22 protein-coding genes and 1 pseudogene are annotated in these 25,357 nt (G+C 61.0%); 8 read left to right on the forward strand and 15 right to left on the reverse strand.

Annotation, left to right across the window (positions count from 1 at the left end; translation table 11 throughout):
• Positions 1-880 (forward strand): calcium-binding protein (locus tag PM2_RS02090; RefSeq protein ID WP_162181826.1); only part of this gene is annotated, 880 nt, incomplete at its 5' end.
• 56 nt (positions 881-936) lie between these two features.
• On the opposite strand, the gene PM2_RS02095 is transcribed toward PM2_RS02090, so the two are convergent.
• Positions 937-1,233 carry a chorismate mutase gene (locus PM2_RS02095; protein ID WP_016711191.1) on the reverse strand — a complete coding sequence of 99 codons (297 nt, stop codon included), beginning with the start codon at positions 1,231-1,233 and terminating at the stop codon, positions 937-939.
• Positions 1,234-1,906: 673 nt separating this feature from the next.
• Between PM2_RS02095 and PM2_RS02100 the strand changes: the two genes are divergently transcribed.
• Complete coding sequence (locus tag PM2_RS02100; protein WP_028699964.1) at positions 1,907-4,309, forward strand: hypothetical protein; 2,403 nt, start codon at positions 1,907-1,909, stop codon at positions 4,307-4,309.
• A gap of 81 nt (positions 4,310-4,390) precedes the next feature.
• On the opposite strand, the pseudogene PM2_RS31970 reads toward PM2_RS02100, so the two are convergent.
• Positions 4,391-5,442 (reverse strand): annotated as a pseudogene (locus PM2_RS31970) (hypothetical protein); the annotation flags it as partial.
• A 112-nt stretch (positions 5,443-5,554) separates the two neighbouring features.
• On the reverse strand, positions 5,555-6,478 hold the full coding sequence (locus tag PM2_RS02115; protein WP_016711187.1) for a LysR family transcriptional regulator: 924 nt from the start codon (positions 6,476-6,478) through the stop codon (positions 5,555-5,557).
• Positions 6,479-6,581: 103 nt separating this feature from the next.
• Between PM2_RS02115 and nfsB the strand changes: the two genes are divergently transcribed.
• A complete protein-coding gene (nfsB, locus tag PM2_RS02120; protein WP_016711186.1) occupies positions 6,582-7,235 on the forward strand; it encodes an oxygen-insensitive NAD(P)H nitroreductase in 654 nt (217 codons plus the stop codon).
• A 60-nt stretch (positions 7,236-7,295) separates the two neighbouring features.
• On the opposite strand, the gene PM2_RS02125 is transcribed toward nfsB, so the two are convergent.
• Entirely contained in the window at positions 7,296-8,450 is a 1,155-nt protein-coding gene (locus tag PM2_RS02125) for a cysteine desulfurase family protein (RefSeq protein WP_016711185.1), read from the reverse strand.
• A 187-nt stretch (positions 8,451-8,637) separates the two neighbouring features.
• On the reverse strand, positions 8,638-9,564 hold the full coding sequence (locus PM2_RS02130; RefSeq protein WP_028699961.1) for a LysR family transcriptional regulator: 927 nt from the start codon (positions 9,562-9,564) through the stop codon (positions 8,638-8,640).
• 140 nt (positions 9,565-9,704) lie between these two features.
• Here PM2_RS02130 and PM2_RS02135 point away from each other — a divergent pair, with 140 nt between their 5' ends.
• Entirely contained in the window at positions 9,705-10,937 is a 1,233-nt protein-coding gene (locus PM2_RS02135; protein ID WP_028699960.1) for an acyl-CoA dehydrogenase, read from the forward strand.
• Between the two features lie 69 nt (positions 10,938-11,006).
• Here the strand turns inward: PM2_RS02135 and PM2_RS02140 are convergent, their stop codons facing one another.
• From PM2_RS02140 to ribBA, 8 genes are all read right to left on the reverse strand, one after another.
• The gene (locus PM2_RS02140; protein WP_033740979.1) at positions 11,007-12,359 is read right to left on the reverse strand and encodes an SPFH domain-containing protein; all 1,353 of its coding nucleotides are present in this window, start codon (positions 12,357-12,359) and stop codon (positions 11,007-11,009) included.
• Positions 12,360-12,501: 142 nt separating this feature from the next.
• Entirely contained in the window at positions 12,502-13,563 is a 1,062-nt protein-coding gene (locus PM2_RS02145; protein ID WP_016711181.1) for a TerC family protein, read from the reverse strand.
• A 166-nt stretch (positions 13,564-13,729) separates the two neighbouring features.
• Complete coding sequence (locus PM2_RS02150; RefSeq protein ID WP_028699958.1) at positions 13,730-15,037, reverse strand: substrate-binding domain-containing protein; 1,308 nt, start codon at positions 15,035-15,037, stop codon at positions 13,730-13,732.
• 98 nt (positions 15,038-15,135) lie between these two features.
• The gene (locus PM2_RS02155; protein WP_016711179.1) at positions 15,136-16,284 is read right to left on the reverse strand and encodes an ABC transporter ATP-binding protein; all 1,149 of its coding nucleotides are present in this window, start codon (positions 16,282-16,284) and stop codon (positions 15,136-15,138) included.
• A gap of 19 nt (positions 16,285-16,303) precedes the next feature.
• Positions 16,304-17,113: an ABC transporter permease gene (locus PM2_RS02160; RefSeq protein WP_028699957.1), complete on the reverse strand. Its 810-nt coding sequence runs from the start codon at positions 17,111-17,113 to the stop codon at positions 16,304-16,306.
• 5 nt (positions 17,114-17,118) lie between these two features.
• Complete coding sequence (locus tag PM2_RS02165) at positions 17,119-18,036, reverse strand: ABC transporter permease (RefSeq protein WP_016711177.1); 918 nt, start codon at positions 18,034-18,036, stop codon at positions 17,119-17,121.
• Positions 18,033-19,058, reverse strand: coding sequence for an ABC transporter substrate-binding protein (locus tag PM2_RS02170; protein WP_028699956.1), 1,026 nt, complete (start codon positions 19,056-19,058; stop codon positions 18,033-18,035). The genes PM2_RS02165 and PM2_RS02170 overlap by 4 nt, the downstream gene beginning before the upstream one ends.
• 263 nt (positions 19,059-19,321) lie before the next feature.
• The gene (gene ribBA, locus PM2_RS02175; protein WP_016711175.1) at positions 19,322-20,443 is read right to left on the reverse strand and encodes a bifunctional 3,4-dihydroxy-2-butanone-4-phosphate synthase/GTP cyclohydrolase II; all 1,122 of its coding nucleotides are present in this window, start codon (positions 20,441-20,443) and stop codon (positions 19,322-19,324) included.
• 78 nt (positions 20,444-20,521) lie between these two features.
• On the opposite strand from ribBA, the gene PM2_RS02180 reads away from it, so the two are divergent.
• Positions 20,522-20,815: a DUF1330 domain-containing protein gene (locus PM2_RS02180; protein ID WP_019099489.1), complete on the forward strand. Its 294-nt coding sequence runs from the start codon at positions 20,522-20,524 to the stop codon at positions 20,813-20,815.
• Positions 20,816-20,867: 52 nt separating this feature from the next.
• Here PM2_RS02180 and PM2_RS02185 read toward each other — a convergent pair whose 3' ends face one another.
• Complete coding sequence (locus tag PM2_RS02185) at positions 20,868-21,590, reverse strand: pirin family protein (protein ID WP_019099488.1); 723 nt, start codon at positions 21,588-21,590, stop codon at positions 20,868-20,870.
• A gap of 227 nt (positions 21,591-21,817) precedes the next feature.
• Here PM2_RS02185 and PM2_RS02190 point away from each other — a divergent pair, with 227 nt between their 5' ends.
• Positions 21,818-22,882, forward strand: a complete 1,065-nt coding sequence (locus PM2_RS02190; protein WP_028699955.1) for a polymorphic toxin type 44 domain-containing protein — start codon at positions 21,818-21,820, stop codon at positions 22,880-22,882.
• Positions 22,869-23,255: a hypothetical protein gene (locus PM2_RS02195; protein ID WP_070087245.1), complete on the forward strand. Its 387-nt coding sequence runs from the start codon at positions 22,869-22,871 to the stop codon at positions 23,253-23,255. Before PM2_RS02190 ends, PM2_RS02195 begins: the two co-directional genes overlap by 14 nt.
• 40 nt (positions 23,256-23,295) lie before the next feature.
• Here PM2_RS02195 and PM2_RS02200 read toward each other — a convergent pair whose 3' ends face one another.
• Positions 23,296-24,315, reverse strand: coding sequence for an alpha/beta hydrolase (locus tag PM2_RS02200; RefSeq protein WP_016711170.1), 1,020 nt, complete (start codon positions 24,313-24,315; stop codon positions 23,296-23,298).
• Between the two features lie 146 nt (positions 24,316-24,461).
• On the opposite strand from PM2_RS02200, the gene PM2_RS02205 reads away from it, so the two are divergent.
• Positions 24,462-25,346 (forward strand): LysR family transcriptional regulator, encoded by an 885-nt coding sequence (locus tag PM2_RS02205; RefSeq protein WP_033723881.1) that lies wholly within the window; start codon positions 24,462-24,464, stop codon positions 25,344-25,346.
• The last annotated feature ends 11 nt before the right edge of the window (positions 25,347-25,357 follow it).

Below are 25,357 nucleotides of genomic sequence, written 5' to 3' on the forward strand. Positions count from 1 at the left end.
GGCCAATTATACCCTGAGTGGCAACGTCGAAAACCTGACTTATATCGGCGTGGGCGACTTCACTGGTGCTGGTAACACGCTGGACAACATCATCATTGGCGGCGCTGGTAACGATGTGCTCAATGGCCTTGAAGGTGTCGACCGTCTGGTGGGAGGTTTGGGCAACGATACCTACGTGGTGGATAACGCTGGGGACCGGGTGATTGAGTCTGCGGGGGCCGGTACGGATGCCGTGCGTACCGCGCTGGCCAGCTACACCCTGGGTGCCAACGTGGAAAACCTGACTCATATCGGCGTGGGTAACTTCAGCGGTAGCGGTAATACGCTGGACAACATCATCACCTCAGGCGCTGGCAACGACCAACTCAACGGTGGTGCAGGCAACGACCAACTGCTAGGCAGCAGTGGCAACGACACCTTGAACGGCGGTGACGACAACGACAGCCTGGATGGTGGCCTTGGCGACGACATCCTGAACGGTGGCACAGGCAGCGACACGCTGTTCGGTGATGCTGGCAACGACATCTTGTCGGGTGGTAGCGGCAGTGACTTCCTCAACGGTGATGTTGGCGACGACACGGTCAACGGCGGTGCCGGCGATGACACGATGATGGCCACTGATGGCAATGATGTCTTCCAGTTCGCCGCCGGTTTCGGCAATGACCTGATCATCAACTTCGACAGCAACGCGACCGGTGGCCAGGACCTGCTGGATATCACGGCCTTCAACATCACTGCGGCGACCTTTGCCGCCAGCGTCACCATCGCCGATGTTGGCGACGATACGCTGGTCAGCATCGGTGCTACCGACTCCATCCGCCTGGTAGGGGTGGTGGATGCAACCACCGTAACGGCAGCGGACTTCACCCTGGCCAGTTGAGGAGCCCCAGGGTAGGTTGTTGGCTTCAAATACCGGGGCTGCTGCGCAGCCCCGGTTTATTTGCCGGCCAAACCGGCATGCACGCTCAACTCTTCATCGATGAACGCTGCAATCATCGCCCGATAAACCCGCTCCACCACCTCTGGCGAAGCCCCCGTTTCTTCGGCAATCCCTCGCACCTTGGCAATCACTTGCTCGACCCGTGCCGGTGCGCGAACGTCATCGGTGGTCTTTTTGAAAGCGGCCGCCTGGGCTACCAGTTGGCCGCGCTGGGCGAGCAGGGCGACCAGGTTCTGATCGATGTGATCGATGCGCGTGCGAACGTCTTCGATCGATGTGCAGCGTACGTCCATGTGTGAAGCTCCTTGAGGGGGTTGCGGGACAGTACCACAGGTGCTGAGGCTCAGAAGTCGTAGCGCACGTTCAACATAGCGTTCCTGGGGGCCCCGTAATGCCCATAGTTCCCCGCAAGGCCTGCTCCCAAGCGCCGCCAGTTTCAGCTGCCAGCCATTGGCAAGCCCAGCCTTGCAGTTCACAGCCCGTCAATGCCCCACAAGTTCCCCTAGCAAGCGCTGCCAGGTGTTCCTGCAATTCGCCGGTGTTCAGCGATTCGGTAAGGCTGAGCCAGACCTCTTGTGGCGGGATCAACACGTTGGCGGAAAACAGCCCGGCATTGGCGACCACCGCCCAGAGGCCGAGTAGGGCCAAGGGCGAGAGGAGCCAGGAAAGGGAGGAGCGCGCGCGCATGGCTGGCCTTGGAAATGAAGGGGACAGAGCTGTATCGCAAGAGCTGTGCCAAGGGGCCGCCCCCCGGATTGCGGAGCCGGCAGGAAGCGCTGGTGCTGGGGCAACAACGAAGTGCTGCTACAGCAGCAGCGCGGCAGCAGTTTGGCGACTGTCGTAGGGCAACGCACCTGGCAGAACTGCCAGTTGTGGCAAAGGCCGTATGTGCTTGAAATGAAGCACTGTCGCCCCGAACCCTTGGTCGGCATTCTGGCCCCGAAAGAGCACCCTCTGGAGAAAGTCATGGATCATTCAACCGCCGAACTGGTCACCTGGTTAGCTGAGGAAACACGTCTGCTGGGCTGGGATATGGTGCTTTTCATTGATGGCAGCAAGATCAATGCGGTGTTGAAGCAAGAGTCGTTCAGGCGCTTCGGTACGGCGAGCGATGTGCCACTGATTTCCGGGCATATCAGCAATGGGGCTGACTACCGTTTTGCCTTGTCCAGATGCAGTCTGGCTTTGCCGAGACTGGTTTTCGATGTGGCGCTTGCCGGGCACAAGGCGCACATGCCAATGGTCATTGCCGAAGCCAATGCGTATTCGCTGATGAACAAGGGCAATCAGTGGTATGTGCGTCAGCTGGATGTGATGGGCCCCTTGCAAGAAGCCTCCCTGAGCCTGGATATCGACCTGGAGGAATCGGGCAGCTACGTAGATGAAGATGACTCGATAAAACTTGACCTCAGTAAAACCGAGAACTTTTCCATGCCGTGCTACACCGGCGAAACGCGCCTGCTGACCGAGTTTTTCAGGCAGAAATTTTCGGCGCTGACCGATGAACAGCGTCAGTTTCCGATTGGCCAGTTGGCAAAGCGCAATGTCGAGTTGCACCAACCGGTCTCGTTCGGCCTGCGTACCCAGGCCAGGGGAAGGACGCCAACCGATGTGGAAGGTGCTGTAGTGCTGCTTGTCGACATGGAGGATGGGGCGGGAGGAGCCTACCCGGGCGCGGATTACAAGTACGCGATACCCAATGATGTAAACTATTCGGCAACCATCCTGTTCGATACGGAGCGGCTGTTGCTTGCCCAGCTGGTAAGCGCTTTGAGCGGCGTGGTCACGGGTGCTGAATATGAATGGCGCCGGCGCAATGGCGAGCCGCCGTCGGTTTCTTGCAAGGCTGGCTATATTTCATTGCCGAGGCAATGGGCGAAAGAGATAGCGATTGTCTCTGCATTTGGCAGCTACTGGGAGGTTTCGGGGAACTTTGAGTTTGATGAGGCCAGAATAGACATGCGCGATGCGTTATCCATCAGCAAGGTGGGTAACCAGTGGAAGATGAACCTGTCTTTACGTGGCAGTCTGACGGTCAGGTTCAATGATATCAATGACACCACAGGCGAAATACGCGAGAGGCTGGTCAGAGAAGACTACTCCATGGCTGATTTCCTGAAGCCAGTGCAGGCAGGTTTTCAGTATGACGCAGAGTTGGTCTACAGGTTTACTCGCGAGGGTGAAGTACAACTGGTTAACGAATCCTATGGGTTTAACCAGCGGACTGGTTTTCAACCGGTTTTCGGCGCAATAAAGCCTCCCCGTGCAAGTGACTCCAGCGTGCCTGCAAACGATTTTCTCGCGCAGTTGGTGAACCCGGCGATCGCCAGGCTGACCACCAGTCTCGGGACGCGAGTTCGCAGTCCCGGTGTTTCGGGGTTCACCACTTTGCAGGATGTACTGGTAAGAAAACTGAACAAAAACCTAGTTTTATTGACTGGCACATCAAAAATAGCAAGCGATGTCCTGAGGCTCAATTTTCATCGCACCCTCATCGGTACAAAACTCGAGGCCCCGCTCGACATAGCTTATTTCGGCAAGGTAAACCCTGCTACCAACTACTTCACCATCAGCCCGATGGAAACTTTGCTGCTTGCAGGTGAAACCAGGACATTTGTGACGGAGCCCGCTGCGCCTCTTGTGCTCTGGTCCGTTAAAGCAGTGTCCGGCCTGGCGTACGGTGTACGCCTCTCTATCACCAACGGGGTCTTTACCGCGCCGAGGGCCAGCGATATGACGAAGTCGTACGCGCAAGTGCTGGTAACGGCCACCAGTATTTTATTCCCGGCAATTCAAAGCAGGGCCTTGATCACCGTGGTTCGCGAAACGTTGATGGCCAGCCCCTCGGTCGTGGTTGCCCAGCCAGGCAGCAAGGTCAATTTCAACTCCTGGGCAATCGGCAACCCCGCTGCATTGGAATGGCAATATCAGGACAAACCTTTGGGCAAGGGCCAAGCGGTGACGGTCACCTGCCCAGCCGACCCTGGCACGGTTGCCTTTGTCGTCGAGGAAGTCCAGGTGAAAGACCCTGAAAGCCAACAGACCAGTACGTGTGTGCTGATCACCGAGATGGCGAGGAAAACACCCATGGCTGTAAGCGCCAATGTCGACACGGCAGGTGCAAAGGCGGTGCTGGAGGCAAGGGTCAATGGAAACCTGGTCGCGCCTGACAAGATCGATTGGGCCGTGCTCTACGGCCCCGGTGAAGCCCCGGCTGGCGTCTACACACCGGGCAATGGCGATACAGCCCGCTTCGCATTGATCAGCGCAACCTACGACAGCGGTGCCCTCGGTATTTTCGAAGGGTACGCCCTGCTGGCCTTGCCACTTGCCGAACATCGGGACATCACGACGGTTCAGTCAGACTAAGCCATTGGCAGATGATGACAACCTGCACGGGGAGGGCTGTTGTGCAGCCCATCCCCGAGGAGGTCGTCATACGATCTCCTATCAGAAGTCGTAACTCACGCTGGTGTAGTAGAACGCCCCCTGCGCGCATTCCGGGCTGGTGATGGAGTACTTGGGCACGCCTTACAGCTGCGCACCCTTCGCTTTGTCCGGGTGGCTGTCGAACAGGTTGATCGCACCCGCCGACAAGGTCAGGCCCAGGTCGAAGCGGTACGACACGTCCAGGTCGGTCACCCACTGCGGGCTGAAGGTCTGGTCCAGCGTCGGGTTGGCGGCGTTGCGGTTCCTCCACTCCCCATAACGGCGCTGGGCCACGGTGACGCTCCAGCCGTCATACAGCCAGTTGGCACTGAGGGTCAGCTTGTCTTCGGGGATGCCATCTTCGATCAGCCCCTGGGTGTTGCGGCCGATGATCTGGTTGCCGGGGATGCTGCCCACATCATCCAGCCCGGTTATACGGGTGTTTTTGCGCGTTAGCCGACGTTGTAGTAGCGGCCAACCGGCAGCGAGCCGTTGCTGCCATCGCCTTTGAACTGGCGGCTGTGCAGTTTGAGCAGGGCGTCCAGGTCGGGGTTGAGCTGGGCCAGGAACTGCAGACGGATAGCTTTCTTGTTCACATCACCGTAGGTGTTGCCGTCGAAGTCGTTGCTCTGGAAACCGTCACGCTCTTCGCAATACAGCGCTACTCGCCCGGCCAGTCTTTCATCGACCAGCGCACCGCCGATGGCACCGGTGACAATACGCTCGTTCTTGCTGCCGAAGCCGACAGTGCCATAGCCGTCGGTGTCGAAGGTGGGCTTCTTCGAGATCACGTTCACTGCGCCGGCCGTGGTGTTCTTGCCATACAGGGTGCCTTGCGGCCCGCGCAGGATTTCGATGCGTTCCAGGTCGAACAGCGGCCCGCCACCGGCGATGGGCGCGTTGAGGTAGACATCGTCCGCGTAGATGCCCACCGGGAATACGGTTGTCGCACCGGTATCGCCGGTGCCCAGGCCGCGGATATACCAACGAGGGCGGCCGTCGCCGTCGGGGTTGTTGGCCGAGGCGTTGGGCACGAAGGTGGTGATGTCGCCCATCGAGCGCACGGCATCGGCGGTGTTGCAGGTTGGGCAGCAGTCGGGTGCTGGGCGGGTGCTGCTGGGGCAGCAGTGGTGGCGTGCAACCTGTTGCGAGCATTTTTGCGCTCTGCTCGCTGCCTGCTGGCACTCAGTCCGGGACGATTGTGCAACCGTTGTTCAGTGCGCGAGCACGCAGGGCCTCGAAGTGGTCGCGCAGGCACAGGTGCAGTTGCGACACCGCAGGCGTGAGTTGTTTGCGGTGTGGGCAAACCAGGGTTACAGGCACGGATTCACCCAGGTATTCGGGCAGGATGATCTGCAGTTCGCCGGCTGCAATATTGGCGCTTACGTCCAGCCACGATTTGTAGACGATGCCTTCACCTTGCAGGGCCAGACGGCGGATTACGTCGGCATCGTCGCTGACCAGCGGCCCGCTGACCTGCACGGTACGGTTGCCCACCCGCCACTTGTCGTAGACCCGGTTGTGCTGCATGTACAGCAGGCAGGCATGCTCTTGCAGGGCTTCGGGCGTGATCGGGTGGCCGTGGCGGGCCAGGTACTCGGGCGATGCCACCAGCACCCGGCGATTCCAGCTGGCCAAGGGCAGGGCGATGTAGTTGGCGTCCTGGTTGAGGCCATAGCGGATGGCCACATCCACCGGGTCACGATTCAGGTCGGCAATCTGGTCGGACAGAAAGAAGCGCAGGTGCAGGGCCGGGTGCTCCCGGCGAAAGGCGCTCAGCCAGGGCAACAGCATGTTGCGGCCCAGGTCGGAAGGCGCCGACACCTGCAGGGTGCCACGCAGGGTGCCGGCGTTGCCATGCAGGTCTTCGCGCCCTTGGCGAAGGCTATCCAGCACGTTCAGGGCGGTCGGCAAGTAGCGCTCGCCTTCGGCGGTAAGGCGCAGGCTACGGGTGGTACGGGCAAACAGGCGCACATCGAGGTCGCGTTCGAGGCGTTTGATCGCAGCAGCCACTTGCCCCGGCAGCAGACCGGCTTCATGGGCGGCGGCCGTGAAGCTGCCCAGTACGCTGCTGCGCACGAACAGTTCGAGGTCGGTGATGCGCAGCATCTTCACTCCAAGTGTGAAAGTGTTGCTGCATTGTGCCGGTTTTTCTTTGCTGCAGGAAAGATAAGATGCCCGGCAAATCCCCTGTACATTCCGGAGTTGTTGCATGGATACCGTCTCGCTGGCCAAGCGCCGCTACACCACCAAAGCCTACGATGCCTCGCGCCGCATTCCCCAGGCCACTGTCGACGCCTTGCTCGAGCAACTGCGCCACAGCCCGTCCTCGGTCAACTCCCAACCCTGGCACTTCATCGTCGCCGACACGGCCGAAGGCAAGGCCCGCCTGGCCAAGAGCACCACGGAGCGCTTTGCTTACAACACGCCGAAACTGCTCGATGCTTCGCACGTGATTGTGTTCTGCACCCGTACCGAAATGCCCGAGGCGCACCTCAATGCCGTGCTCGAGCAGGAAGCTGCCGATGGCCGTTTCCGCGATGAGCAGGCGCGAGCCGCGCAGAACCAGAGCCGCCGTCACTACGTCGACCTGCACCGTCATGACCAGAAGGACGTGCAGCACTGGATGGAGAAACAGACCTATCTGGCATTGGGTACTGCATTACTGGGGGCTGCGGCACATGGCCTGGACGCCACGCCCATCGAGGGCTTCGACAGCAAGATCCTGGATGCCGAGCTGGGGCTGCGTGAACGTGGCTTCACTAGCGTGGTGATCCTCAGCCTGGGCTATCGTGCTGAAACGGACTTTAATGCCGGGCTGAACAAGTCACGCTTGCCGGCGTCGCAGGTGTTCACTTTCCTGTGAGGTCACCGGGGCGCTGGGTGCCACGGTGACGCCGTGCGGCAGGCCGCGCCAGGGCGCGGCTTACCACAACGCTGCGGATGCTGCTGTCAGTACCCGGGCAAATACGTCGATCGCTTTGTCCACTTCGGCCTCGGTGCTGAAGCGCCCGATGCTCAAGCGCACACTGTTGCGTGCCTGGTGCTCGTCCAGCCCCAGCGCCATCAGCACATGTGAGGCTGCATGGCTGGCCGAGTTGCAGGCCGAGGTGGTCGATAACGCCAACTCGCTGGCCAGCGCCGCACTGTTGAAGCCCTTGCTGTCGATGCACAGGTTCAGGGTATGGGGAATGCGTTGGCTGGCGCAGCCGTTCAGGCTGACGCCGGGCAAGGCCAGCAGGCCTTCGCGCAGACGCTTTGCCAGTTGTTCCAGGTGCTGGTACTCACTGTCACCGGGTTGGCCGGCCAAGGCAAAAGCGCTACCCATGCCCGCGATCTGGTGGGTCGCCAGGGTGCCGGAGCGCAGGCCCTGTTCATGGCCGCCGCCGTGCATTTGCGCACGCATCAGCGCACGGGCGCGTGACCCGACGTACAGCGCGCCGATGCCTTTTGGCCCGTAAACCTTGTGTGCCGAAAACGACATCAGGTCCACGGCCATCGTGTTCAGGTCGATGGCCAGCTTGCCCACGGCCTGCGCTGCGTCCACGTGCAGCAAGGCACCGTGGGCACGCACCTGCTCACCAATGGCGGCAAAGTCGGTGACCGTGCCCAGCTCATTGTTGACTGCCATCAACGATACCAGGCGGGTATCGGGGCGCAGTGCGGCCTGTACGCTGGCGGGCTGTATCAGGCCGGCGGCATCCGGGGCCAGGCGGGTAACGGCCCAGCCTTGGCGCTCCAGTTCGGCCACGGTGTCGAGCACGGCTTTGTGTTCAAGTTGGCTGGTGATCAGGTGCCCAGGCTGGCCGGCGCCTTGAGCAATACCTTTTAGCGCCAGGTTGTTGGACTCGGTCGCGCCCGAGGTCCAGACCAAGCGCTCGACGTTTGCGCCGACGCGCTCAGCCACTTGCTGGCGGGCTTGCTCCACGGCTTGTCGGGCAGCCTGGCCGAAGGCATGACCACTGGACGCCGGGTTGCCGAAGTTGGCTTGGCTGCCAAGGCTGGCGAGCATGGTTTCGATGACCCGGTCGTCGACTGGAGTGGTGGCGGCGTAATCAAAGTAGAGCGGGGCGCTAGGCATTGAGGCAGGTCCATGTCTGTCGCCGTGAAATCGGCGATTGATGGAGTAAGCGTATCCGCCATCCGAGAGAAATTTTTTACTTCCCACAGTGCGTCTTTGGGTGCTGCCACATAGATTTTCTATTTATTTGTAGCTTTGTAGGATTTTTTCCTCCTTGGTGGTCATGAGCGATCCCTTGTGCGTATCTTCAGGCGGGCTCCGAGGCGCTTTCTTCCTCAGCTACCACGCGTTCGCACAGTTCGGTGATTTGCTCACGCATCCACCGGTTGGCCGGGTCTTGGTCGGTGCTTTCATGCCAGTACAGGTGCGTTTCGAGCGCGGGTACTTCCACTGGCAGGGGGTGATAGCGCAGCTGATGGCGGCGGGCGAAGCGCTCGGGTACGGTCATCGTCATGTCGGTTTGCTGCAATACCTGCGAAGCCATCAGGTAGTGCTGGGAGCGCAAGGCCACTTTGCGCTGTACGCCCATCTTGCCCAGCGCCAGGTCGACATAGCCCAGGCCGTTACGGCGGCTGGAGATATGGATGTGGGTCATGCCCAGGTAGCTGTCGAGGGTCAGCTTGCTGTCGGCCAGCGGGTGGCCCTGGCGCAAGGCACAGACATAACGGTCTTGCATCAGCTTGACGTGGCGTACCTGCGGGTCGGTGTTCAGCGGGGCATCAATGGCGAAGTCCAGGCGGCCGGCGGCGAGCTCCTTGGTGGTTTCGCGGCGCTTGCACAGGAAACTCTCGATCAGCACCGCCGGCGCCAGGCGGCGCAGGCGCTGAAACAGCGGCGGCAGGATTACCGCCTCGGTCAGGTCGGTCATGCTGATGCGAAAGGTCTTGTTGGCTTGTTGCGGGTTGAAGATACGGCTTTCCTGCACCGACGTGCGCAACAGCGCCAGGGCGTTGCGCACCGGGCCGATGATGTTCTGTGCCATGGGCGTGGGCACCATGCCCTGCGCGGTGCGCACGAACAGCGGGTCGTTGAAGGTTTCGCGCAACCGCGAAAGGGCGTTGGACACCGCTGGCTGCGTGATACCTACAATCTGCCCGGCGCGGGTCAGGTTGGCTTCGGTGTAGATCGCATCGAACACGATGAACAGGTTGAGGTCGACCTTGCTGAGGTTCATGGGCGCCGCTCTTTGTTGGAGTTATTGGCGGATCATATATCGGTTATGAATGTTTATACACGCGGAAAATAGACTAGGTGGATGGGCGCATGCTGCTCTAGGCTCTGGCCCATGTACTCCGAACCGTGAAGGTAGCCCCGATGGATTTCGCCTATTCGCCCAAGGTCCAGGCACTGCGCGAGCGCGTCACTGCGTTCATGGACGCCTATGTCTACCCCGCCGAAGCGGTGTTCGAGCGCCAGGTCGCCGAGGGCGACCGCTGGCAGCCCACTGCAATCATGGAGGAGCTCAAGGCCAAGGCCCGCGCCGAAGGGCTATGGAACCTGTTCTTGCCTGAATCGGAATACGGCGCCGGCCTGAGCAACCTGGAATACGCCCCGCTGGCGGAAATCATGGGCCGCTCGTTGCTTGGCCCGGAGCCGTTCAACTGCTCGGCGCCGGATACCGGCAACATGGAAGTGCTGGTGCGTTACGGCAGTGAAGCGCAGAAACGCCAATGGCTGGAGCCGCTGCTGCGTGGCGAGATCCGCTCGGCGTTCGCCATGACCGAGCCGGACGTGGCCTCCTCGGACGCCACCAACATGGCCGCCACGGCAATGCGTGACGGTGACGAGTGGGTGATCAAGGGCCGCAAGTGGTGGACCTCCGGCGCCTGCGACCCGCGTTGCAAGGTGATGATCTTCATGGGCCTGTCCGATCCCGAGGGGCCGCGCCACCAGCAGCACTCGATGGTACTGGTGCCCACCGATGCGCCCGGTGTGAAGATCGTCCGCCCGCTGCCGGTGTTTGGCTATGACGATGCCCCGCATGGTCACGCCGAAGTGCTCTTCGAAAACGTGCGGGTGCCGTATGAAAACGTAATCCTTGGTGAGGGCCGCGGTTTCGAGATTGCCCAGGGTCGCCTTGGCCCGGGCCGTATCCACCACTGCATGCGTTCGATCGGCATGGCCGAACGTGCGTTGGAACTGATGTGCAAGCGCTCGGTGGAACGCACTGCCTTTGGTCGGCCGCTGGCACGGCTGGGTGGCAACGTCGACAAGATTGCCGACTCGCGTATGGAGATCGACATGGCCCGGCTGCTGACGCTGAAAGCGGCCTACATGATGGACACCGTCGGCAACAAAGTTGCCCGCAGCGAGATCGCGCAGATCAAGGTGGTGGCGCCGAACGTGGCCTTGAAAGTGATCGACCGGGCGATCCAGATACATGGCGGGGCAGGGGTGAGCGGCGATTTCCCACTGGCCTACATGTACGCCATGCAACGCACCCTGCGCCTGGCTGACGGGCCGGATGAAGTGCACCGGGCGGCAATTGGCAAGTATGAGATTGGCAAGTATGTGCCGGTGGAGATGTTGCGTACCAGCGGGCGGTGACAGGCGTTGATTGTTGTTAGCCTGTACCGGCCTCTTCGCGGCTTTAGCCGCGAAGAGGCCGGTGAGGGCTTACTTGGTTTTCAGGTCAATCACCAGATCTTTGGCGGCCTTCGTAGCCAGTACACTCATGAGCTTGCTCATTTCATCCTGCCGCCCAACGCCTGATTCGGGGCCCCCCATCATCACGCTCGGCACTGGCGCCCTTGCAGCAGCCTCTGCCCAGGCCCGGTTGATCTTCACCATCGCATCCAGTTTGGTTTGCAGGGCTCCATCCGCCTTGAGCGTGGCCTCACGGGCGTAGGCTTCGGCATCGGCCGTGATCTTGGTCGCTTCTGCAGTGACACGGGCCTTGTCCCGAAGCAACTCGGCCGTCTGTTTGTCGATCTCGGCGCGCCGCTTCTCCCGTTCCGCGTTGATTAGCGCAAGCTGTTTTTCGGTCTCGGCTTCGGTGGTACGTTCAATCTGCTGGCGCAGGCTTTCCTGACGTTTGGCCTCGACGTCCTTGGCACCACGAGCAGAGACCAGTTCCTTCTCTTCTTCTTCCTTGAGCCGGTTTTGACGAGCCACGGCCAGTTCGGCCAGCGCCTGTTGTACGCGGACCATACGTTGCTGATACTGCGGGTTGGGGTCGATATGAGTGACACGCGCGTCGACTACTTCGACGCCAAACAGGCGGAATTGCTGTTGCTTGCGCAACTCCCGACCATCTTTGTCGAGCTTCTTTTCGATGACGAAACGCGTAGCGCTGTTGTCGCCAAAACTACCCTGTTCGGTGCCAGCCTGCAGAATCGCGGTTTGGGCCGGATGATTATCACGTTGAACGCGGATCTCCTTGCGACTGGTCAAGTACAGGCCGTTGCGCAGCTGATTCTCGAACTCGGCACCGAAGTGACTACGGTTACCCGCATAGTAATCGTCGGCACTCATCAGTGAGGCCGTGGCTTGCAGTGTTTCCTTTACCGCCGGCAATAATGCACGTTGCAGGAAGTTGTCTGGCGTGCGGTACTCTTGGGCGATTTTCAAGAAGGCTTCACCCGAAGGCAGGCGAAACTGGGTACTGAATTCTGCCTTCGCATCGACATTGCCCAGAAACACGATGGGCAGATTGTCCAGTGTGATGGACGGATGGCCGCCGCGAGTGTCTTCCGGGTTGTCCATGCGCAAGGAAGATTGGACGCCGATGGTACGGCGCCAGGCTGTACTGCGGCCAAACCATTTTGTGGCGTAGCCAACGTCTTCAACCACTTTCTCTTCGCCAAAGATCGTACGTACGTGGGTCATCTGACCCGCTTCGTTATAGAAAAACACTTCATTGAACATTGCTGCGAGTACGCCAGCGGCCAGGATCGGGATGCCAACGACTGTAACCAGCTTGCGGTTGATACGAAATTGGGAAAGGTCAGGAATAGACAGCTTTTGCATGGAGCACTCCTTGTGCGGAAAGTCACCATGCTGGCGAAGCTGTTCCTGTGTTCACAATCAGACCACTCGCATACCTTGCGTAGGAAAAATCGTTGGATTGATTAGGAAAAAATCCACCCTGGTTAGGCTGCATCACAGCAACTCAGACCCGCAGTTGCGGGTCTTCGTCTTTTTCTCGTGCCATGGTCGCATTCGAAACAGGATTCGGTTGCTCAAACTCGGCCGCCACTTTCTGTCCTCTGGTCTTGACCAACGAAACCACCACCCCACCCAGCAGCAACCCGAATGTCACCCCTAACGACAGCAACGCCGGCACCTTGCTCACCATGCCGTGGTAGAAAATCTTGCAGCCAATAAAGATCAACACCAACGCCAGCGCGTACTTGAGGTAAACGAACCGGTGCATCAGCGCCGACAGCGCGAAGTACAGCGAGCGCAGCCCAAGGATGGCGAAGATGTTGGAGGTGTAGACAATGAACGGGTCCTGGGTAATGGCGAAGATCGCCGGCACGCTGTCGACGGCGAACACCAGGTCGGCCAGTTCGATCAGCACCAGCGCCAGAAACAATGGGGTGGCATAGCGCAGGGCCTTACTGTGCCCAGGCGGGGTCTTGCGCACGAAGAAGTGCGAGCCGTGGATCTGGTCGGTGACCCGCATGTGCCGGCGTACGAACTTGATGATCGGGTTGTTGGCCAAGTCCGGGTGGCTGTCTTCTTTTGACAGCGCCATCTTCACCCCAGTGAACAGCAGGAAGGCGCCGAACAGGTACAGCACCCAGGCAAAGTTCTGCACCAGCGCCGCGCCCACGCCGATCATGATCGCCCGCAGGAACACCACCCCCAGGATGCCCCAGAACAGTACGCGGTGCTGGTAGCGGCGGGGGATGGCGAAGTAGCTGAAGATCATCGCCATGACGAACACGTTGTCCATCGACAGCGACTGCTCGACCAGGAAGCCGGTGTAGAACTCCAGCGCCGACTGGGCGCCCAGCTGGTACCAGACGCCGGCGCCGAACAGTACACCGACGCTGAAATAGCCCGAATACAGCAGCAGGCTTTCGCGCATTTCGATTTCCCGGTCGTGCCGGTGCAGCACGCCCAGGTCGAGCACCAGCAAACCGATGACGATGGCCATGAACACCAGCCACAACCAGGCGCTGGTACCGAGAACGGGGGTGGTGAGGAATGCGTGCAGAGCTGTCATGAGCCCCTCCTTGAATGTCGACGTTGCAAGGCAACAGTGATCCGACATGGCGGCTTGGCAGCCGTCAGAGGGGCCCGGTATCACATGGGCTAGAGCCTAGACCCGTTTGCCATGGGTGCCGAATGGGGAGCTGTTACATTTCTTTGCCAGGGCCGCAATCACGGCTTCAATACACCCACACCTCTACCCGACGGTTACGCAGGCGCCCTTGCTCCAGTTCATTGCCGGCCACTGGCAGTTCATCGCCCATGCCTGTTACCTCAAGCACCTCGACACCATCGCGTGCCAGCTCGCGGCGCACGGCCTGGGCGCGAAGGCGGGAGAGCAGGGCAGCGCGCCCGGGCGTTTCCTTGGGGTCGCCAAACCCTACCAGCACGGCCTTGCTCTGCAACTTGCCTGCCTGGCGCAGGTATTCGACCACCCGCTGCACATCGCGCAGGGCCTTGTTGTCGAGGCTGGCACTGCCTTCCTGAAAGCGGAAGTTCACGCTCAGCCGCTGCGCTTTCTGGGCCAGGGTGCGATAGCGTGGCGGCATGTCGGCCAGGGGCGGAACCGGCTGAGCCTTGATCTGCTGTGACACGAAACCCTGCTGGGCAACGATCGCCTGGCCAGCCGGGCTTTGGGCGAAATCGGCCAGGGCCTTGGCCTGTGGCTTGGGGTTGGCCGGCAGATAGAAGTACAGGCGCCGTGACAGCGGGTAGTCTTCGCTGGCCACCAGCGCGCGCTCTGGCAGCATGGCGGGTGCGTCGCCTTCGGCCACCGCTAGCACCTTGGCACCATGCACTGCGGCCAGGCTACTGAAGCCGATGGCCTGACGGTCGGTGGCTACTTGCGAAGCCAGCTCGTCGCTGGACTCGAAGCGCCGCGCCTTGGCTGATAGTTCGTCGTGCAGCGGCTCCAGCACAAGCGCCTTGAACGTCTCGTACGTGCCGGAGCGGTCGTCACGGGCATAGAGGTGGATGGCGCCGCCAGCAATGCCCAATTGTTCCCAGCGCTGGATCTGCCCGGAAAAAATCTGCGCCAGTTGCTGGGTGTTCAGTTGTGGCAGCGGGTTGTCAGGGTGGACGATGACCGCCACGCCGTCCAGGCCGATGATTTGTTCGGCGCTGGCAGCGCGCAGGTCGCCCAGAGCACGTAACTGATGCAATTCGCTGTCGTTGATCGGCCGCGAGGCGGCCGCCAGGTCGGCGTCGCCACGGCCGAGGGCGATGAAACCGGTGCTGGACCCGTGAGCGGCAACATCGATGCGTATTGGCTGGGCATGATCGTCCTGCGCGGTGATTACGGTCTCGTTGGGGACGTTGCCCGGTTGCTGTTGGATGGCGGTGGCTCGCTGCGCACGCAATTGCCCCTGCACCAGTGCCGGCAGCAAGGCGGCGCCGATGGTGTTGGAGCCCTGGACGCGCAGGTGAGCGGGCTCGGCCGGGGTCGCTAGCGGTAGCAGGGTGAGCAGCAAGACAAGCAGGCGCAGCATGCCGGGTGACCTATGGCATAGAGTTGGCCGGCAGATTACGACAGTGGCGTGATGATAATGTGACAGTCGGTAGGGGCCGCAAAGCGGCCCCCGCGATCTCAATGCGCCCCGGCCGACTTGCTCAAATCACTTTCGGCCCACTCGGTATAGATACATGCATCCGCCACCGCCCAGCGCACTTTCACGCTATCGCCAGGTTGCATAGGCATACCCGCAGCCGACAGCGCCTTCACCGTCAGTTCGGTACCACCCGCCGTCACCACATGGCAGGTCTGGCTCTCACCCAGGAACAGCACTTCGCCAACCTTGGCACTGACTTCGTTCCAGCCCGCCGGCAGCGGCTCGCGTGCAGCCTGTTCGGCGGTCAGGGCCAGGGCTTTTTCCGGGCGCACCATGATCAGGGCATCCTGCGAGGCAGTGAGGCCCGGGGTCAGGCGAATGGCCACCGGCTGGCCCTCGAAACTGCCCGCGCCATTGCTGCTGGCCTTGATACGCAGGAAGTTGGAGTTGCCCAGGAACGACGCGACAAAGGCATTCGGCGGGTTCTGGTACAGGTCGTAACCGGTGCCCAGGCCGACGATCTTGCCATGGCTGAAAATGGCGATGCGCTGGGACAGGCGCATGGCTTCTTCCTGGTCGTGGGTGACGTAGACGATGGTGATGCCGAGCCGACGGTGCAGCTGGCGCAGCTCATCCTGCAGGTCTTCGCGCAGTTTCTTGTCCAGCGCACCGAGCGGTTCGTCCATCAACAGGATGCGCGGCTCGTACACCAGCGCCCGGGCAATGGCCACACGCTGTTGCTGGCCTCCGGACATTTGCGAAGGCTTGCGGTGGGCGAACTTTTCCAGCTGTACCAGCTTGAGCATGGCATCGACGCGCTTGACGGTTTCGGCCGCGTTGAGCTTGCGAATGGCCAGCGGGAAGGCAATGTTGTCGCGCACGTTCAGGTGCGGGAACAGCGAGTAGCGCTGGAACACCATGCCGATATCACGCTTGTGTGGCGGCACGTTCACCAGCGACTGGCCATCGACCAGGATCTCGCCACTGCTGGGCGTTTCGAAGCCGGCCAGCATCGAAAGGGTGGTGGATTTGCCCGAGCCGCTGGAGCCGAGGAAGGTCAGGAACTCGCCGTCCTGGATTTCCAGGTCGAGGTTGTCCACGGCGGTGAAATCGCCGTAGTGTTTGTTCAGGCCGCGCAGGCTGACCAGGGTCTTGCCGGGCGCGTTGTCTTTGATCACTGCACTCATTGTTGTTTTCTCCGCGCGCTCAGGCGTTTGTTTCGGTGCGCCGGCGCAAGGCGGCGGCAATGAACATCACAAGCAGCGATAAGTCGATCAGCAGGGTCGAGGCCACGGCGATGACCGGGCTGAGGTCCTGGCGCAGGGTGGTCCACATCTTCACTGGCAGGGTCTGCAGGTCGGGGCTGGCCATCATCACACTCAGCACCACTTCATCCCACGACACCAGGAAGGCGAACAGGCCGCCGGCGATCATCCCCGGGCGAATGGCCGGGAAGGTGACCTTGAAGATGGCCTGCAGGCGCGAGGCGCCGCAGATCACCGCGGCATCCTCGATCGACTGGTCGAACAGTTTCAGCGAGTTGATGATCGAGATGATGGTGAAGGGCAGGGCAACGATCACATGGCTGACCACGAAGGCGAACAGCGTGCCGGTGTAGCCGAGCTTGAGGAACAGGGCGTACACCGCCACGGCGATGATCACCAGTGGCACGATCATCGGCATGGTGAACAGCCCGTACAGCAGCTCGCGGCCCGGGAAGCGGCCCCGTACCAAAGCGAATGCACTGGGCAGGCCCAGCAGCACGGCGGCAATGGTGGTCAGCACGGCCACCTTGAGGCTGGCCAGCGCGGCGTCCATCCACTCCGGGTTGGAGAAGAACTGGCCGTACCACTTGAAGGTCCAGCCCGGTGGCGGAAACACCAGCCACTGGGACGAGCCGAACGACAGCAACACGATGAACACCACCGGCAGCAGCAGGAAGGCCGCAATGACCCCGGTGGTCAGGTACAGGCCCGTGCGCAGCGGGCGGCCCATGGCATTGGGAGACAGGAGCATGGCGGTTACCTCGCGTTGCCAACCGGGGATTCCGGCTGCAGCTTCAGGTACAGGTAGAAGAGCACCAGGGTGATCACCACCAGCAGTGCGGCGGCGGCGCTGGCCAGGCCCCAGTTGAGGAACGACTGCACCTGCTGGATGATGAATTCGGGCAGCATCATGTTCTGTGCCCCGCCCAGCAGCGCCGGGGTGACGTAGTAACCGAGCGACATCACGAACACCATCAGCGCCCCGGAGAACAACCCCGAGCGGCACAGCGGCAGGAACACCTTCCAGAAGTTGGTCCATGGGCTGGCGCCGCAGATGGAACCGGCCTGCAGCACCATCGGGTCGATGGCGTGCATGGTCGCTTGCAGCGGTAGCACGATGAACGGGATCATGATGTAGCTCATGCCGATCACCACGCCGGTGAGGTTGTGCACCATTTCCAGCGGGGTATCGATGATACCCATGGCCATCAACGCCTTGTTGATCACCCCCGAGCTTTGCAGCAGCACCAGCCACGAGTAGGTACGCGCCAGCAGGCTGGTCCACATCGACAGCAGCACGATGTTCAGCAACCAGCGGCCCCAGCCCTTGGGCACCAGGGTGATTGCCCAGGCCAGCGGGAAGCCCAGCAGCACGCTGATCAGGGTGACCACGCCGGCCACCGAGAAGGTGTTGAACAGCACCCGTGCGTAGGCCGAGTTGGCGAACAACTGCTCGTAGTTGCCCAGCCCCGGCGTTGGCTCCAGCACCCCGCGCAGCAACAGGCCGACCAGCGGGGCGAAGAAGAACAGGCCAAGGAACAGCAGGGCCGGCAGCAGGTTGCGGCTGCCTTTCCAGCGCTGGCTCAGGCTGGCGCGGCGTGGGGCGGTACCCGAGGCGCCGGTACCCGTGGGGGCACCTTGCGCGTTATGCAGGGCGTTGATGGCGACTTTCATTTGACCAACCACTCATTCCAGCGCGCGGCGATGGCCTGACCGTTCTTGGCCCAGTAGGCGAAGTCCAGGGTGACCTGGTCCTGGGCGTAGGCGGTCGGCAGGTTGGGTGCCAGGTCTTTGTCGAGCTTGGACACGCTGTCGACATTCACCGGTGCGTAGGCAGTCTTGTTGGCAAACTCGGCCTGGCCTTCGGCGCTGCTGGCGTTGGCCAGGAACTTCATGGCCGCGTCCTTGTTCTTGGCGCCTTTGGGGATGACCAGGAAGTCGGCCATGACCAGGTTCTGTTTCCAGCTCACGCCCACTGGCGCGCCATCTTGCTGCAGGGCGTAGACGCGGCCGTTCCAGAACTGGCCGAGCGAAGCCTCACCCGAGGCCAGCAGCTGTTGCGACTGGGCGCCACCGCCCCACCAGACGATGTCTTTCTTGATGGTGTCGAGTTTCTTGAAGGCGCGGTCCAGGTCCAGCGGGTACAGCTTGTCGGGCGCTACGCCGTCGGCCAGCAGGGCCAGTTCCAGCACGCCGGGGCTCGGCCATTTGTACAGGGCGCGTTTGCCGGGGTAGGTCTTGGTGTCGAACAGCGCGGTCCAGTCAACCGGCTTGTTGGCACCGAGCTTGCCTTCGTTGTAGCCCAGCACGAAGGAGAAGAAGAACGAGCCAACGCCGTGGTCGGAAACGAAACGCGGGTCGATCTTGTCACGTTTGATCTGGTTGAAGTCGAGGGGTTCCAGCAGGCCTTCGCTGGCGGCACGCAGGGCAAAGTCGGCTTCGACGTCGACCACGTCCCACTGCACGTTGCCGCTTTCGACCATGGCCTTGAGCTTGCCGTAGTCGGTTGGGCCGTCCTGGACGACTTTGATGTCGGTGGCTTTGGTGAAGGGGACGGCCCACGCTTCTTTCTGGGCGTCCTGGGTGGTACCGCCCCAGCTGACGAAATTCAGGCTGTCTGCGGCCACTGCGGCTTCACAGGCCAGGGTCAGCAGGCTGGCGGACAGCACTGCGGTTACACGTTTGCTCAACAGCATGGTTACGCCCTCGTTGCTTTTGTTATTCGAGGCGGGGCTTGTGGTGCGCCCGCCAACAGTGTTCGGGGAGCAGCTAAAACAAAGTGTCTGGGTGGCCGTTTGTGATTGTAGGTGCCGGCCTGCAGATTCAAGGTCTACGGGATATCATATTATGGTATTCCAAAATTTTGGCAAGAGGTATGAGGCGACCGGCCATCACTCCGCCCGTTCAGAAACGCTGCGGGGCCCCGCAGGGCCCCGCCAAATCAGATGCTTATGTGTTTTCAGCCGAGCATCCCGGGCTCGAAGGGAATGCTCTGCACCACCTCCAGTTCATACCCCGCCAGCCCGGCATACTTCAGCGGAGGCCCCAGATGGCGAAGCTTGCCCACGCCTAGGTCCTGCAGAATCTGTGCCCCGGTGCCCACTTCGGAGTACACCTTCGATTGCCCGCGCTGATAAGGGCGCAACGGCTGGGTCAGCTGCGGCACGCGCTCCAGCAGGGCTTGGGAGGATTCATGGTTGGCCAGGATCACCACTACACCAGCCCCTTCCTCGGCCACCTTCTGCAAGGCCGCCCATAACGTCCAGTTGGCTGGCCCAGCGTATTCGGCACCTACGAGGTCGCGCAGCGGGTCGATCACATGCACTCGCACCAAGGTCGGCTGCTCGCGGCGGATATCACCCATGACCATGGCCATGTGCACGCCGCCTTCGATGCGGTCTTCATAGGTGACCAGGCGGAAGGTGCCATGCACGGTCGGCAGTTCGCGTTCGCCGATGCGCTTGATGGTCTGCTCGGTGCTCAGGCGGTAGTGGATCAGGTCGGCGATGGTGCCGATCTTGATGCCATGCTGCGCGGCGAACACTTCAAGGTCCGGGCGGCGGGCCATGGTGCCGTCGTCGTTGAGCACTTCGACAATCACCGAGGCCGGGCTGAAGCCGGCCAGGCGGGCCAGGTCGCAGCCGGCTTCGGTGTGGCCGGCACGGGTCAGCACGCCGCCTTCGCGGGCGCGCAGGGGGAAAATGTGGCCGGGTTGCACCAGGTCTTCTGGGCGAGCGTCAGGGGCCATGGCCGCGGCCACGGTGCGTGCCCGGTCGGCGGCGGAGATGCCGGTAGTGACGCCAGTGGCCGCTTCGATCGACACGGTAAACGCCGTGCTGAACACGCTGCCGTTGGCGGGCACCATCTGTTCCAGCCCCAGGCGTTGGCAATGTTCATCGGTCAGGGTGAGGCAGATCAGGCCACGCGCTTCGCGGGCCATGAAATTGATGGCCTGGGCGTCGCAACGCTCGGCGGCGATCAGCAGGTCGCCTTCGTTTTCCCGGTCCTCGTCATCCACCAGCAGGACCATCTTGCCTTGCCGGTAGTCCTCGAGAAGTTCCTCGATGGTGTTGAAAGCCATGTTGCACGCTCACTGTGGTGGGGTGATTTTTATGGTATACCATCATACACAAATATCGCCGTAACAGGAGAGCAGCGCATGAAGGCCTATTGGATCGCCCATGTGGACGTGACCGACCCCGAGCAATACCAGCAGTACACTCAGCGCGCCCCGGCTGCCTTCAAGGCGTTCGGCGGCCGCTTCCTGGCCCGTGGCGGGCGCAGCGAGGCGATGGAAGGGCGGCATACCCCTCAGCGTAGCGTGGTGATCGAGTTCGATTCGTACGAGCAGGCGGTGGCGTGCTACCGGTCGGAGCTGTATCAGGAGGCCTGCAGCCATCGCCAGGGCGTGGCCAAGGCCGAGGTGATCATTGTGGAGGGGTTCGAGGCTTGAGTTGCATTTGTCGGCCCTTTCGCAGTTTTACCCGCGAAAGGGCTGACTCGGTTCAAGGCATACCTGGCAATTCATGCGGACGCAGGTCAAACACCAGCACCTCGGCATCTACCCCATTGCCCAGCTCAAGTACCTGTTCCTGCCTGACCCGCACGCCATCCCCTTCATTCAGCAGTTGCCCATTGAGCTCGATGCTGCCCCGGGCCACATGCACATAGGCATGGCGGTTTTCCGGCAAGGTCAGCGTGGCGCGTTCGTCGCCGTCGAACAAACCGGCATACACCCGCGCATTCTGCCTGACCTGCAACGACCCCTCGGCACCGTCCGGCGAGATGATCAGGCGTAGCTTGCCGCGCTTTTCCTCCGCACTGAAATGCTGTTGCTGGTAACGCGGTGTTGCGCCTTGCACGTTCGGCACGATCCAGATCTGCAGAAAGTGCACCGGCTGCGCCTGGCTGTGGTTGAACTCACTATGGGCCACGCCGTGGCCTGCGCTCATCAGTTGCACATCGCCCGGGCGTATCACCGAGCCGGTACCCAGCGTGTCCTTGTGCTCCAACGCGCCTTCCAGCACGTAGCTGAAAATTTCCATGTCGCGGTGAGGGTGTTGGCCAAAGCCCTTGCCAGCGATGACGCGGTCGTCGTTGATCACCAGCAGGTCGGAGAAACCTTGCTCGTCCGGGTTGCGGTAATGGCCGAACGAGAAGGTGTGGAAGGACTTCAGCCAGCCGTGGAAGGCCAGGCCACGGTCTTGGGCGTTGCGTAGGGTGAGCATGGTGATTCTCCTTGAAAGCCGGGGCCGGGAGGGCTGGCGGGCTATTGATGGAGATAACTTTACTGTCACCTGAATGTTGGAAAAATAGTGTTGGTGTTGAATTACTGTCTCGTGACAAGTGACAGTCGGACATGGCCTTTTGTAGGACATTTCTGTTTTGGGGACTGATCGGTTCCCGTCCATTGCGTGGGTGATAGCTTCCAGACTTTCCATGCAGGGAGCTACTTATGACACGTGTATCGATACACGGCAAAGGACAGGCACTCGATGGCGACCTCACCACCACCGGTGCGGTGTGCATTGCCAGCAGCACCCACTACCGTGCGAACAACCAGCGGGCGCTGAGGCTGGGAGATATCACCACTGAGTGCCCGAATTGCAAGAGGCCCGGCGTCATTGTTGAGGGCGTCCCGTTCTTCAACATCGAAGGAAAACCAGCGGTGGTAGAGGGGGCGCTGGTCAAGTGTGGCTGTTCAGAGGGTAGTAACCGTGTCATGGCCATGGGAGGACCAGGCTTAGCGGCAACCCCCTCGGCGGCACAGCAGGCAAGCCAGGCGCCCATGTCAGGTCAAGCCGACTCCACTTCCCCCTTGAAAGCTTCGCTGTCAGAAGCAAAAGCGCAGCCTGTAATGTGCAAACATTCTGACATGATGGAGCAGGTTGCCAGCTATATCGCCGGAGAAATGAATCGCAATATCACACATCCATCCGTGCTGAAAATGCGGAAGCTAACCAGCTTTGACGCGACAGAGGAACATGCAAAATTTCAAAAGCTGCCTTGGTATGCACGTCTTTTGCCGCCTGACTTTCAAGCAATGATGGTGGGTAACACTGCTGCCGCGATGGCGCTTTGGACAGAGAGGGTTGGTCAGAACAGGCCCTGGGATCACAAGGTGGCGATCGCACACCGGTTTGGTAGGGTTTGGCATAAACACGGTGAAGTCGACTACTACTACGACATCTGGTCGAACATCCACTATGGCTATGTAGGGCGGGCGGGGGGCCTTTCAGAAAGTGTTCTTCTGGATGGTGCCGGGCTTGAGCAGATTGCATCAGACAGCATTCGGAAGGTTCAAGATTGGGATGAACAAGATGGGCCTCGTCGCTACGCAGACATCGACGGGATGCGGGCTTGGGATGATATAGGCGATCGTGTTTCCATCAGTATTGGCATCAAACTGTATACGCAGCACCCAAACGGTGGGATTACGGCAAAGGTGCTCATGGAAGAGGTATTAGCATTGCCACTGTCAAGCTGGGGAGGTAGCGTACGTGATCATGTCTGCAACTAAACCGAAACGGCATCTCTGGCGCTGGGTGGTTGCGATAATGCTCGCCCCAATCGTCTTTTGGTATGTCGCCACACCCTGGGTAAGTTTTCATTTTTCTGACAAAGGCCAGGGTCGCCTTGGCTATATCTTGAATGTTCAGCACGACATATCAAAAGGTGAGATCTACCCAGGTGAAACCACCGGCGGCCCCGGCCACATCTTCCCGAACGACCAATTTTTCATGCAGCTCGATTGGAACAACGGTGGAAAGTGGCACTGCATTCGGGCCAAACCCAAGTGGCCCAGGATCGATATCTACATCGGGGCGGACGGTGGCATAGATAGCCGCACCGATGGCAGATTCATTGAAGCCTGCGGGCCATTTCCGCAATAGAAGCAAAAGACCCGCCTAGGCGGGTCTTTTGATTATCGACTCACTGCAGATGCTCTTTAAGTTCGGTACCCGCCTGCCTCATCGCCGCCTTTACCGCCGGCACCTGGCTCAACGGGTTCAACAGCCCATAGTCATGAATCATCCCGTTGTAGCGCACCGAAGTCACGGTCACGCCGGCCGCATTCAGCTTGCGGGCATACGCCTCACCTTCATCGCGCAGCACATCGAATTCGGCGGTCTGCACCAGTGCTGGCGGCAACCCTTTCAGCTGTTCACTGCTGGCCCGCAGCGGCGAGGCGTAGATCTGGTTCCGTGCCTTGGCATCGGTGGTGTAGTTGTCCCAGAACCACTTCATCATCCGCGTGGTCAGGAAGTGCCCTTCGGCAAACTGTTTGTACGATGCCGTCTCGAAGCTGGCATCGGTCACCGGCCACAGCAGCAACTGGAAGCGCAGGGCAGGGGTGCCGGCTTCTTTGGCCTTGAGTGCTACCACCGCAGCCATGTTACCGCCCACGCTGTTGCCGGCTACGGCCAGACGTTTGCCGTCAACGCCGATTTCCTTGCCATGCTCGGCCACCCAGCGGGTAGCGGCATAGGCCTGGTTGATCGCCGTCGGGTAGTGCGCTTCTGGCGAGGGGGCATAGTCCACGTAGACCGCTACCGCACCCGAGCCGACCACCAGGTCGCGGATCAGCCGCTGGTGGGTCGGGAAGTCGCCCAGCACCCAGCCGCCGCCGTGGAAGAACATGAACACCGGCAGGTCGCCCTTGACGTTGGCCGGGCGTACCACTTGCAGCTTGATCGACTCGCCGTTGGCTTGAATGGTGCGCTCTTTTACCTCGATACCGGAGAGGTCGACTTTGACCGAAGCCTGGGCGCCGCTGAGCACTGCGCGGGCGTCTTTCGGGCTGAGTTGCTCCAGTGGCTTGCCACCGCCTTGTTCCAGGGCTTGGAGGAAGGCCAGGGTGTGTTGCTCGACACCTGGGCTGCCAGCGGCGAAGGCGCTGGAGACGGACAGGGTCAGAAGGGAAGCGGTGAGGACTTTGTGGACAATGTTCATGAGCGAATCCTTTTCTATGCAAGTGTTGGTAATGGGCGTCTTGCCTGGCCTGCCGGGCCATCGCTGCGACTTGTGCGTAGATTAGGCAGATGCATTCGCGGGAAAAAGCCGCTATAAAGCGTTTGACTGTCACTATGAGCGAGACAATGAACCCCTACGAAGACATGCGCATTTTTGCCCAGGTCATGGAAGCCGGCAGTTTCACCGCCGCCGCCGATCGCCTGGGGATGTCCAAGCAATCGGTCAGCCGGCGCCTGATGCAGCTTGAAGAGCGTCTTGGCGTGCGCCTGCTCAACCGCTCCACCCGGCGCCTGGACGCCACGCCGCTAGGCCAGCACTACTACCAGTCGGCGCTGCGTTTGCTGGGTGAAGTGCAGCAGGTGGAGCACGACATCAGCGGCCAGGCCCAGGCCTTGCGCGGCACCTTGCGCCTGAGCGCGCCACTGTCATTTGCCATGGCACACCTGGGTTGCCTGCTGACCGAGTTCCTGCAATTGCACCCTCAGGTGGATGTGGAGGTAGACCTGAGTGACCGGGCCGTAGACCTGATCGGCGAGGGTTACGACCTGGCACTGCGCATTGGCGCGCTGGAGGATTCCAGCCTGATTGCACGGCGTATTGCCCGTGTCGAGCGGGTGTACTGCGCGAGCCCGGATTACCTGCGAGCGCGGGGCGTGCCGACAGCACCGGACGAACTGGCAGGGCATGACTGCCTGCCTTATGGGCATTCGCGTCAGGTGCAGTGGCAGTTCCGCCAGGGCGGCAAGGCTCAGGCGATTCAGGTGGCAGGGCGGATGCGTGCGAACAACGGTGAGTTGCTCCGGGATGCAGCCATCGCCGGGATGGGGGTGACGTATCTGCCGACCTTCATTGTGGGGCAGGCGTTGGCGGCGGGGCGGCTGGTGAGTGTGCTTGAGGACTGGACGCCGCCGGCATTGCAGCTATCGGCGGTGTATCCGCAACACCGTCAGGTGGCCCGGCCGGTACAGGGCTTTGTCGATTTTCTGCGTGAGCGGCTGGTGCAGCTGTAGGCTTGCACCGG

The sequence above is a fragment of the Pseudomonas monteilii NBRC 103158 = DSM 14164 genome (assembly GCF_000730605.1).
GTDB lineage: Bacteria > Pseudomonadota > Gammaproteobacteria > Pseudomonadales > Pseudomonadaceae > Aquipseudomonas > Aquipseudomonas monteilii.

Bases quoted from the DNA above. Each gene is read 5' to 3' on its own strand.
- PM2_RS02150 (WP_028699958.1), bottom strand. From the start codon at position 15,037: ATGCTGCGCCTGCTTGTCTTGCTGCTCACCCTGCTACCGCTAGCGACC.
- PM2_RS02135 (WP_028699960.1), top strand. From the start codon at position 9,705: ATGGATTTCGCCTATTCGCCCAAGGTCCAGGCACTGCGCGAGCGCGTC.
- PM2_RS02165 (WP_016711177.1), bottom strand. From the start codon at position 18,036: ATGAAAGTCGCCATCAACGCCCTGCATAACGCGCAAGGTGCCCCCACG.
- PM2_RS02170 (WP_028699956.1), bottom strand. From the start codon at position 19,058: ATGCTGTTGAGCAAACGTGTAACCGCAGTGCTGTCCGCCAGCCTGCTG.
- PM2_RS02200 (WP_016711170.1), bottom strand. From the start codon at position 24,315: ATGAACATTGTCCACAAAGTCCTCACCGCTTCCCTTCTGACCCTGTCC.
- PM2_RS02140 (WP_033740979.1), bottom strand. From the start codon at position 12,359: ATGCAAAAGCTGTCTATTCCTGACCTTTCCCAATTTCGTATCAACCGC.
- PM2_RS02155 (WP_016711179.1), bottom strand. From the start codon at position 16,284: ATGAGTGCAGTGATCAAAGACAACGCGCCCGGCAAGACCCTGGTCAGC.
- PM2_RS02180 (WP_019099489.1), top strand. From the start codon at position 20,522: ATGAAGGCCTATTGGATCGCCCATGTGGACGTGACCGACCCCGAGCAA.
- PM2_RS02145 (WP_016711181.1), bottom strand. From the start codon at position 13,563: ATGACAGCTCTGCACGCATTCCTCACCACCCCCGTTCTCGGTACCAGC.
- PM2_RS02125 (WP_016711185.1), bottom strand. From the start codon at position 8,450: ATGCCTAGCGCCCCGCTCTACTTTGATTACGCCGCCACCACTCCAGTC.
- PM2_RS02190 (WP_028699955.1), top strand. From the start codon at position 21,818: ATGACACGTGTATCGATACACGGCAAAGGACAGGCACTCGATGGCGAC.
- PM2_RS02115 (WP_016711187.1), bottom strand. From the start codon at position 6,478: ATGCTGCGCATCACCGACCTCGAACTGTTCGTGCGCAGCAGCGTACTG.
- PM2_RS02205 (WP_033723881.1), top strand. From the start codon at position 24,462: ATGAACCCCTACGAAGACATGCGCATTTTTGCCCAGGTCATGGAAGCC.
- PM2_RS02185 (WP_019099488.1), bottom strand. From the start codon at position 21,590: ATGCTCACCCTACGCAACGCCCAAGACCGTGGCCTGGCCTTCCACGGC.
- PM2_RS02095 (WP_016711191.1), bottom strand. From the start codon at position 1,233: ATGGACGTACGCTGCACATCGATCGAAGACGTTCGCACGCGCATCGAT.
- PM2_RS02195 (WP_070087245.1), top strand. From the start codon at position 22,869: ATGTCTGCAACTAAACCGAAACGGCATCTCTGGCGCTGGGTGGTTGCG.
- nfsB (WP_016711186.1), top strand. From the start codon at position 6,582: ATGGATACCGTCTCGCTGGCCAAGCGCCGCTACACCACCAAAGCCTAC.
- PM2_RS02160 (WP_028699957.1), bottom strand. From the start codon at position 17,113: ATGCTCCTGTCTCCCAATGCCATGGGCCGCCCGCTGCGCACGGGCCTG.
- ribBA (WP_016711175.1), bottom strand. From the start codon at position 20,443: ATGGCTTTCAACACCATCGAGGAACTTCTCGAGGACTACCGGCAAGGC.
- PM2_RS02130 (WP_028699961.1), bottom strand. From the start codon at position 9,564: ATGAACCTCAGCAAGGTCGACCTCAACCTGTTCATCGTGTTCGATGCG.
- PM2_RS02100 (WP_028699964.1), top strand. From the start codon at position 1,907: ATGGATCATTCAACCGCCGAACTGGTCACCTGGTTAGCTGAGGAAACA.